This is a genomic window from Emticicia sp. (assembly GCF_049241225.1).
GTDB lineage: Bacteria > Bacteroidota > Bacteroidia > Cytophagales > Spirosomataceae > Emticicia.
Genome location: NZ_JBMLRC010000417.1, coordinates 3,128 through 11,867, shown reverse-complemented (window position 1 = coordinate 11,867; position 8,740 = coordinate 3,128). Strand labels below are relative to the sequence as shown.

General features: G+C 39.3%; 7 protein-coding genes. 4 read left to right on the top strand and 3 right to left on the bottom strand.

Annotated features, from left to right (window positions below; translation table 11 throughout):
• On the bottom strand, nucleotides 1-290 hold a 290-nt coding region (locus ACOVO2_RS21530; RefSeq protein ID WP_421771963.1), incomplete at its 3' end, for a DUF4293 domain-containing protein.
• Nucleotides 291-384: 94 nt separating this feature from the next.
• Entirely contained in the window at nucleotides 385-885 is a 501-nt protein-coding gene (locus ACOVO2_RS21525; protein WP_421771962.1) for a cupin domain-containing protein, read from the bottom strand.
• A 175-nt stretch (nucleotides 886-1,060) separates the two neighbouring features.
• Here ACOVO2_RS21525 and gldG point away from each other — a divergent pair, with 175 nt between their 5' ends.
• From gldG to ACOVO2_RS21505, 4 genes are all read left to right on the top strand, one after another.
• Complete coding sequence (gene gldG / locus ACOVO2_RS21520; protein ID WP_421771961.1) at nucleotides 1,061-2,737, top strand: gliding motility-associated ABC transporter substrate-binding protein GldG; 1,677 nt, start codon at nucleotides 1,061-1,063, stop codon at nucleotides 2,735-2,737.
• A gap of 403 nt (nucleotides 2,738-3,140) precedes the next feature.
• On the top strand, nucleotides 3,141-4,064 hold the full coding sequence (locus tag ACOVO2_RS21515; protein WP_188770143.1) for a helix-turn-helix domain-containing protein: 924 nt from the start codon (nucleotides 3,141-3,143) through the stop codon (nucleotides 4,062-4,064).
• A gap of 174 nt (nucleotides 4,065-4,238) precedes the next feature.
• Complete coding sequence (locus ACOVO2_RS21510; protein ID WP_421771960.1) at nucleotides 4,239-5,297, top strand: S66 peptidase family protein; 1,059 nt, start codon at nucleotides 4,239-4,241, stop codon at nucleotides 5,295-5,297.
• Between the two features lie 102 nt (nucleotides 5,298-5,399).
• Nucleotides 5,400-7,385 (top strand): sugar phosphate isomerase/epimerase family protein, encoded by a 1,986-nt coding sequence (locus ACOVO2_RS21505; RefSeq protein ID WP_421771959.1) that lies wholly within the window; start codon nucleotides 5,400-5,402, stop codon nucleotides 7,383-7,385.
• A 108-nt stretch (nucleotides 7,386-7,493) separates the two neighbouring features.
• On the opposite strand, the gene ACOVO2_RS21500 is transcribed toward ACOVO2_RS21505, so the two are convergent.
• Nucleotides 7,494-8,639, bottom strand: coding sequence for a sialidase family protein (locus ACOVO2_RS21500; RefSeq protein WP_421771958.1), 1,146 nt, complete (start codon nucleotides 8,637-8,639; stop codon nucleotides 7,494-7,496).
• Nucleotides 8,640-8,740 lie beyond the last annotated feature (101 nt).

Genomic DNA, 8,740 nt, shown 5'->3' with positions numbered 1-8,740 from the left:
GCTGCACCAACCAACGAATTAAGCGAAACCAATAACATCTGACGCATACGATTTTTGTATTGAAAGATAGTGAAAATCGCTAATCCTGCCGAAAGAACAGCTAAAACTGCTAAATAATATACAGGCGTATTTTTTACGATTGAGCCAGCTTTTACATAAGAAAGCGTGTAAGCACTCAATGAGATTGATTCTGTACCTACGGTTTTGTGCCAAATTTGCGGCGTTCCGAGAAAGAAAACCATACAAACAGCAACGAGTAATAATAATAATGATTGCGGACGTTGTAACATCTTGATAAATAATTTATTATTTGAAAATATTCTGCAAAAATACTAATTCTATCACTCAGTTCCACTGTGGTTCTCATTCATTTATTCAAAATTATTAATGAGTAAGTATTTTTATTATGACTTCGTGTTGCGGAAATTCCTGTAAAAGTGTTTGTCGGTCGGGCATTTCAAAATCGGCAAAATCAAAGCCTGGGGCAACCGTGCAGCCAACCAAAGAGTACGAGTTTTCAACGGCTGGTTTACTACCAAACCAAACGCCCGCTGGCACAACCGCCTGAAAAACTTCACCTTTTTCGGGGTTATTTCCAAGTTTTATGATTTGCATATTCCCCTCATTATCAATATAATAGACATTCAGAGCATCGCCTGCGTAGAAATGCCACATTTCGTCAGATTGAATGCGGTGAAATGCCGAAAAATGATGACTTTCCAACAAAAAATAAATACCAGTGCTGAAATTTCTATCACCCGAAAATCGTTTAGGAAGAGAGTTTTTGTCAATCAGTTCGGTCGAACGATAAGTTTCGGCAAAAAATCCACCTTCGGGATGGCTTTGCATTTTTAATTTTTCGACCCAATATTTGGCAGGAAACATAGAAAAAGCAGGAATTAAGGAATGAATGTTTTATTTTTGAGCAAAATTAGTGAAATAAGGACACTGAGTTTCACAGAGTTTCCCACAAAGTTACACAAAGAAAACACTCTTTTTACTCTGTAAAAACTTTGTGTGACTCTGTGTCCGTACAATTGTTTGAAAAATTAAAAAATTAATGAAAAATAAACTTGTCGTAGCTCTGCTGATTATTGGCGGAATCGTTTTACTAAATATTGCCGCTTCTTTTGTTTTCTTTCGCCTCGACCTTACCGAAGAAAAGCGATATTCGTTGTCGGATGCCACTCAAAGTTTGCTCGAAAACCTTTCTGCCGAAGATTCGACCGATGTTTTCGTGAAAGTTTATTTAGATGGCGAAGAGCTTCCCGGTGGTTTCGAACGCTTAAAACGTGCCGTTACCGAAACTCTCGAAGAATTTAAGGTTTACGGTGGCACCAATATCAACTATAAGTTCATCAACCCAAATGCCGAAACTGATACAAAAAAACGTGAGGAGTTTTATGTAGAATTGGCAAAAAAAGGCATGAATCCGACACGAGTGGTTGACACTAAAAATGGTCGTCAGGTCGAAAATATCATTTTTCCTTACGCACTCGTAAGTGCGGGCGGGCGTGAAGTACCTGTTTTGTTACTCAAAGGTACACAAGGCAAAACTGCCGAAGAAAAACTCAACCAATCGAACGAAAATGTGGAGTATGAGCTGGCTACGGCGATACGTAAACTTACCTTGAAAGAACGCAAGAAAATTGGTTTATTGGCAGAGTTTACTAAACTAAAACCGCTTAATTTTTCAGACTTAATTGCCTCATTACAAGAGCGTTATGATTTGTTTATTATTGATGCGAAAAGTTCACCGACATTCCAGGGGCTCGATGCTTTGATTTTGCCGAAACCCGATTTCCCGGTTGATGATAGTACTAAATATAAAATCGACCAGTTTGTGATGAATGGTGGGCGTGCTTTATTTTTTGTTGATGGCTTGAAAGTCGATTCGGTGGGGCTGGAAGGTAATTTCGCTCAGCCTTTAGAACTCAATCTGACCGATTTATTTTTTAAATATGGCATCAGAATCAACTCAAACATCATCAAAGATGGAGCAAGCTGTGCCGTAATTCCGTTGGTGGTGGGCGATTTGGGCGATAAACCAAATATTCAACCCGTTCCTTACCGATATTTTCCATTGATTAATAATTTCGGTAAAAGCCTCATTACCAATAACTTGGACTTGATTTATGGCCGATACGTAGCTTCGATAGATACCGTGCGGGCCGATGGCGTAAACAAAATTCCGCTTTTAATGACCACACCTTACACAAAAACGCTGAATGCTCCTGCTTTTGTGACTTTCAACGATGCTCGTACCGATACCGAGCAGGCTGAATATCAAGGCGGTGTAAAAACGATTGCCTACTTATTGGAAGGAAGATTTCAGTCGCTATATAAAAATCGTTTACTACCAAACGACCCAAAATTTGCCGATTTCAAGGCTGAAAGTCAGCCAACAAAAATTATTGTATGCTCGGATGGCGATTTAATTGTGAACGAAGTAAGTCAGAAAACAGGCAATCCTTTGCCATTGGGCTACGACAAAGCGACCCAACACACATTTGGCAATAAAGACTTTGTGATGAACGCCATTGATTATCTGATTGACGAAGATGGCGTGATTCAGGCCAAAGGAAAAGAAGTAAAACTCCGTCCGCTCGACAAACTTCGTACCCGTGATGAGCGAACTTTCTGGCAAGTTTTGAATATTGGCCTACCAGTTGGTTTGGTATTATTGTTCGGATTTATCTTGCAGTGGGTAAGACGCCGCAATTATGGTACCGCTTAATTATTATCTAATCAATTGATTATGAGATAGTAACAAAACCGTATAATAAAATTTTTTCTGAGCAAAAATACTTATTCATTTTCTTGGAAACGTACAAATTAAAAAAATAAAATTTGAACAAAACACATAAAACGTTGTACAAAAAAAGGCTCTTTTTGAGCCTTTTTTTATGCAAAATAGCGGAATTTTACCAGTTTAAACAATAAATGTGGCATTAAATAAGTTTATATAAAATTAGATTTTTTTTAGAAAAAAGGTCTTATATTTGCAAAAGTGTATGACGAAATGAACATTTTATTTTATTTTTGTGTTGAAAAAAAATATTAGAATTATTAGATTTGTCCAAATTTGTTAATACATTGCACTTAATATTCTAAGCAAAACTGAAAAACATTCTTTCACGATGGAAGACTACAATAAAATAATCGAATCTCTTGGCGTAAAATTCGCTAAGGCACGCCATATAAGAATCTTACAAACAATTAAGATTAAAAACGTATATGACGTAGAAAACACCATTCTTGTATTATATAATGGTGAAGTGAAACTTGCTGGTAACGAAGAAAAAGTAGAGCCAGGCGATTTGCTTTTTATTCCGGGTGGAAAAGCCGCAACGCTTACCTACGGAACGGGCGAACCGAAAAATATCTCTTATGAAGAGTTTATGACTCGTCGTGAAAGCTATTGGGAAACTTTAACCGACCCTTCAACAATCGGGCAAGTACCAAATTCATTTGGTTTGATTGCCTTTGAAGCAAAAGTTTTCGACTCAGTAAACTTCTTTACTTCGTTGGATATTCCTCCGTTTTTTATCAAGGCTCACAGCAAACTTGGCTCGTTGATTCATGATATTTTGAAAGAAGATTGCTCGGACGAAGCAGGTCGTGGCCGCGTGATTAGAAACAAAACCGAAGAAATTGTTATCGAAATTGTGCGTCATATCTTGAAAAACAGAATGTTTGTGGAGCAATTGGCCACCAACAGTACGTATTTCAAAGACCCACGTTTGATTGATATTTTCACATACATCAAAAATAGTCTTCCAGGCGATTTATCGAACAAACAGCTGGCAAATGTTGCCAATGTTTCGGAAGATTACGTTGGACAATACTTCAAGATGCTAACGGGTATCAACCCACAAGATTACATCGAATACCAACGCATGGAAGCAGCCGTAACGCTCTTGCGTACGTCGAAGAAAAGTATTCGTGCCATTGGGCATGAAGTTGGGTATAAAGATACCGCATATTTCTGCCGTCGTTTCAAGATGATGTTCGGAATTCCAGCGGGAAAAATGCGTAGAAGAGAATCTCTAATGATTGGTTAATATTTTACCAGCCTGTCGCAATTAATACTTCATAAATCAAAGCCGCTCGTGTACAATGAGCGGCTTTTTTGTTGAAAATAATGGCCAAATACAATTAAATAGTCCATTTTTTTGATATTTTTGAAAAAACTCTCGTAAATTCGTTTTCATGATTTTACCGAAATAACTCAGTCGATGTCCTCTAAGAAAACATTAGAAAATTCTCGTAGAAACTTTTTAGGTGCTTCATTATTAGCTACTTTTGGTCTGACAAACCTTAACTTTATCGCTAAAAATGATAACCTAAAAACTATCAAACCTGCTGCTCTCAAAAGAGGTGATACCATCGGTCTGGTTTGTCCTGCTTATTCGGCATTTATCAAAGAAGAGGTAACGATTGCCGTAGAAGGTTTACAAACCATGGGCTTTAAGGTAGTCTTAGGAAAACATGTTTTCGACCGATACGGAAATCTCGCAGGAAAAGACGAAGACCGTGCCGCCGACATCAACGAAATGTTTGCCAATAAAAGTATCAACGCCATCATGGCTATGCACGGAGGCTGGGGAAGTGCCAGAATATTATCGTTGCTCAATTACGATACCATCAAGAATAATCCTAAGGTTTTTATTGGCTACAGCGATATAACCTCCCTATTATTAGGTATTTACAGCCAAACGGGCCTCGTAACATTTCATGGCCCAGTTGGCTCTTCTACTTGGAATGCTTTCACGATCGACTATTTTAAAAACATTTTGATTGATGGCAACGCAACTCGCATGAGTAATCCTGTGCGAAAAGGCGAAGCTTTGGTGCAAATGGAAGACCGCATTTATACGATTCATGGCGGAAAAGCGAGTGGAAAGCTCATTGGTGGAAATCTGACGGTACTTTCGCATATTCTTGGCTCAATGTACGTTCCTGATTTCAAAGGAGCAATTTTGTTTCTTGAAGATGTTCAAGAAGACACCTATCGCATCGACCGCATGATAACTCAACTCAAAATCACAGGAATTTTGAATCAACTGGCAGGTGTTGTGTTTGGGAAGTGTACTGATTGTCCACCTTCAAAAAACTACGGCTCACTAACGCTCGAAGATATTTTTGAAGACCACATAAAACCACTCAAAATTCCTGCATTTTCGGGTGCTATGATTGGGCATATTAAAGATAAATTTACCGTTCCGATTGGCATTGAAGCCACCATAGATGCCGACGAAGGAACAATCAAACTCAAAGAACCAGCGGTTATCTAATGTGGTGCGAATTTGTAGTTCGCTGTAATAAACCTTTATTTTTAAACCTTACAACAACAGACGAAGTATAAGCAAACGTTGCCGCTTCGTCCCACAATAAATATGAAAACTAAACTCATTCCACTCTTTATTTTATTTGGATCTTTTACAACAAAAGCCCAAAAATGGGTGCAAACATCAAGCGAAGATGGTGCTATTCCGCTCTCTTGGAAAACTACTCAGCAAACAGCCTCACTTTCGGTCGATATTGACAAAGATGGCATCGAAGAATTTGTAATGGCTGGCCGTGGCCAAACCACTTCGATTATCTACCTAAAGTTCGACCGAGCAATTGGATGGCGAGAATTTGCCGTTGAAAAAGAAGCCCTTCCACTTGAAACTGGTGGTACATTTTATGACATCGACAGCGATGGTGATAATGATTTGGTTTTCGGTAGCGATGCCCAAAGTAATAAAATTTGGTGGTGGGAAAACCCCGCTCCGTTTTTCAATCCGAATGTGCCGTGGCATCGTTATGAAATCAAAACCGATGGCGAAAATCAACACCACGATATGGGTTTTGGCGATTTTAAGCAAACTGGTAGAGCTCAACTGGCATTTTGGAATCAAGGTGCAAAAACATTGTTTGTAGCAAATATCCCGAGGGAAGTGCGTCGAGAAAAATGGATTTTTGAACCAGTTTTTGTGGCAGAAAGCAATGTCAAAAACACAAAGGGCTGCGTAGCTGCCGATGTTGATGGCGATGGAAATAAAGATTTAGTAGCGGGAAATTACTGGTTTAAATACGTTGATGGAAAGTTTAAGGCTACAAAAGTTGGTGAAGAAGGTGGAAGAGTAATTGCTGCTAAATTTAGAGCGGGAAAAAAAGTACAGTTGGTGTTTGCTCCAAGCGATAGTAAAGGGCGTTTAATGCTCTATGAATGCACAGGAAGTGCCGAAGTATCGGCCAACTGGAAAGGCCGTGATTTGATTGGCCGAGAACTCTTGCACGCCCACACACTCGAAGCTGCCGACATCAACGATGATGGCAATTTGGATATACTTTGTGCAGAAATGGTCAAGTGGGACGAGAAATCGACCACTGATAATAATCCAAATGCCGAAGCTTTCATTCTTTACGGTGACGGTAAAGGTGGTTTTACGAAAACAGTTTTTCAGACAGGCATAGATTTTCATGAAGGAAAAGCTGCCGATATTGATGGCGATGGGGATTTGGATATTATCTCAAAATCATACATTTGGAAGGCCCCAAGAGTAGAAATGTGGCTACAAAACGGTACTGGCGAACGCCAACCAAATATCAGCAAAGTTTTAAGCGACCGTATCGGACTGGAATTGTATAGCCTGAGAGATTATTTTAAAACCGATGTTAAAGGTACGCTTGCTTATGTAAAAAGTCTCGGTATTACCGAAGTCGAAGTAGCAGGAACGTATGGCATGAAAACCGAAGATTTCAAGGCCGAACTCGACAAAGCAGGGCTAAAACCATATAGTACATTGCTTGATTACAATCTTTTCAAAGATAGCATCAGCAAAGTTGTGGCGACTTGCAAGGCTCTGGGTATCAAATATGCCGGTTGTGCTTGGATTCCGCACGTGAGCAATAAATTTGGTAAGGAAGATGCAGAAAAAGCGATTAAAGTTTTCAATAAAGCTGGCGAAGCGTTGGCAAAAGAAGGTATTAAATTCTTTTACCATTGTCACGGTTATGAATTCAAACCAACCGAAGACGGCACACTTTTCGATTATATTGTGAAACAAACTAACCCCGAAAATGTAAGTTTTGAGTGCGATGTATATTGGGCTTTCCACGGTGGACAAGACCCTGCTCTTTTGCTTAAAAAACACAAAGGTCGTTTTGTGGCTTTGCACATAAAAGACATGAAAAACGGCCAAGAAACTGGCGAATTATCGGGCGGAACGCCATTGACTTCAGATGTAGCAGTCGGCACAGGTCAACTAGATTTTAGAAAAATTCTACGAGCAGCTATTCAGACTGGGGTAAAATTCTATTACATCGAAGATGAAAATGCCGAAGTAAAAGAGCATTTGCCTGTTTCGTTGCGTTATTTGAGAAATCTGAAATAATTAAAGAAACTTTATTTTTGGTCGTTGAGCGTAGCCGAAACGCCCAAAAATGGGAGCTTCGACTACGCTCAGCTACCCATTTTTTAAGTTTTGGGTAATTCTTAGTAATTACTGCCATTTCACGGCCTTAAATACAATTTGAACGTAATTATTCTTTTCGTATAAAATCCCGATGTGGCTTTTATTCATTTCCACGATGTCAGAGTAAGCAGCAAAATCGCTTACTTTGGCATCGTTACTTTTTTCAATGACTTGTGTCCATGCCCAAGTTTTCCCTTCATCAAAACTAATTCTTAGGGTCAGGTTATCTCGATTTTGGGTGTCGGCAGCATTGCAGAAAGCTAAAATGTGTTTACTATTTTTTATTCCCAAAGATAAAATACTTCCTTCGCAAACCGGGTCAGGTAGATTTGGGTCGAAATAGGTTTTATCCCAAGTTTCACCACCATTTCTACTAATCGCAACTATTCGCTGACGAATATCTCCTTTCTGATTTCTCATATTCATCATCAAACTATTCTCCGAAATTTCGGTTGCAGTGGCTTCATTGCTTCCTACAAGGTCAATTTTTTGACTCAAACGAAATGTCTTGCCGTGGTCGTCCGTAAAAAATCCGTGAGCGGCATAATCAGTAAATTGATTTTGTGGCTCACCCGCCGAGTGGTTGGCCGCAACGAATATTCTACCCTTATATTTGCCATACTGAAACTGCATAGCGTGGCCCGGTGTATTGGCATACGACCGCCAATCTTCTTTGAAATGATAGGCAGTATTTGCTTGATTCGGTCGGTGAACTTGGCTTGTAATGTTCACACCCTCGCTCCAAGTTTTGCCCCCATCAGTCGAGGTTTTATACCACACTTCCCGCAAGCCTTTGCCTTTTCTCACTTCATTTTCGTGGTTATTTCCTGTATTATAAAACAAAAACAAACGCCCTTCCGGAAAATTAGGGTCGGTAGTATCAAAAACAGGAGCAGGATTGCCTGCTTGTAACGAATCATAATTGACAACGGTTATTAGTTCGCCCCAAGTTTTGCCGTCGTCGGAGCTTCGTTTCAGCACTATATTGATATCACCAAAATCGCCACTTCCTTTTACCCGGCCTTCGGCAAAAGCCAATAATTCACCTTTTGAAGTCCTGACAATGGCAGGAATTCTATAAGATTTATGTCCCTCAGTTCCTGATACAAAAACGGGCGTTTGTGCGAATAATTGGCAGGAAGTAAGTAAAAAAACGAAAAATGATTTATACATAACAGGAAGGTTTGTTGAGGTTGAAAGAGTTTTCAAAATAACAGATTATTCAGCGAAAATCTTAATTAAACGCAATAATATCATCCCTTCGGGATTTGGTT

Bases quoted from the DNA above. Each gene is read 5' to 3' on its own strand.
- ACOVO2_RS21525 (WP_421771962.1), bottom strand. From the start codon at position 885: ATGTTTCCTGCCAAATATTGGGTCGAAAAATTAAAAATGCAAAGCCAT.
- gldG (WP_421771961.1), top strand. From the start codon at position 1,061: ATGAAAAATAAACTTGTCGTAGCTCTGCTGATTATTGGCGGAATCGTT.
- ACOVO2_RS21515 (WP_188770143.1), top strand. From the start codon at position 3,141: ATGGAAGACTACAATAAAATAATCGAATCTCTTGGCGTAAAATTCGCT.
- ACOVO2_RS21510 (WP_421771960.1), top strand. From the start codon at position 4,239: ATGTCCTCTAAGAAAACATTAGAAAATTCTCGTAGAAACTTTTTAGGT.
- ACOVO2_RS21505 (WP_421771959.1), top strand. From the start codon at position 5,400: ATGAAAACTAAACTCATTCCACTCTTTATTTTATTTGGATCTTTTACA.
- ACOVO2_RS21500 (WP_421771958.1), bottom strand. From the start codon at position 8,639: ATGTATAAATCATTTTTCGTTTTTTTACTTACTTCCTGCCAATTATTC.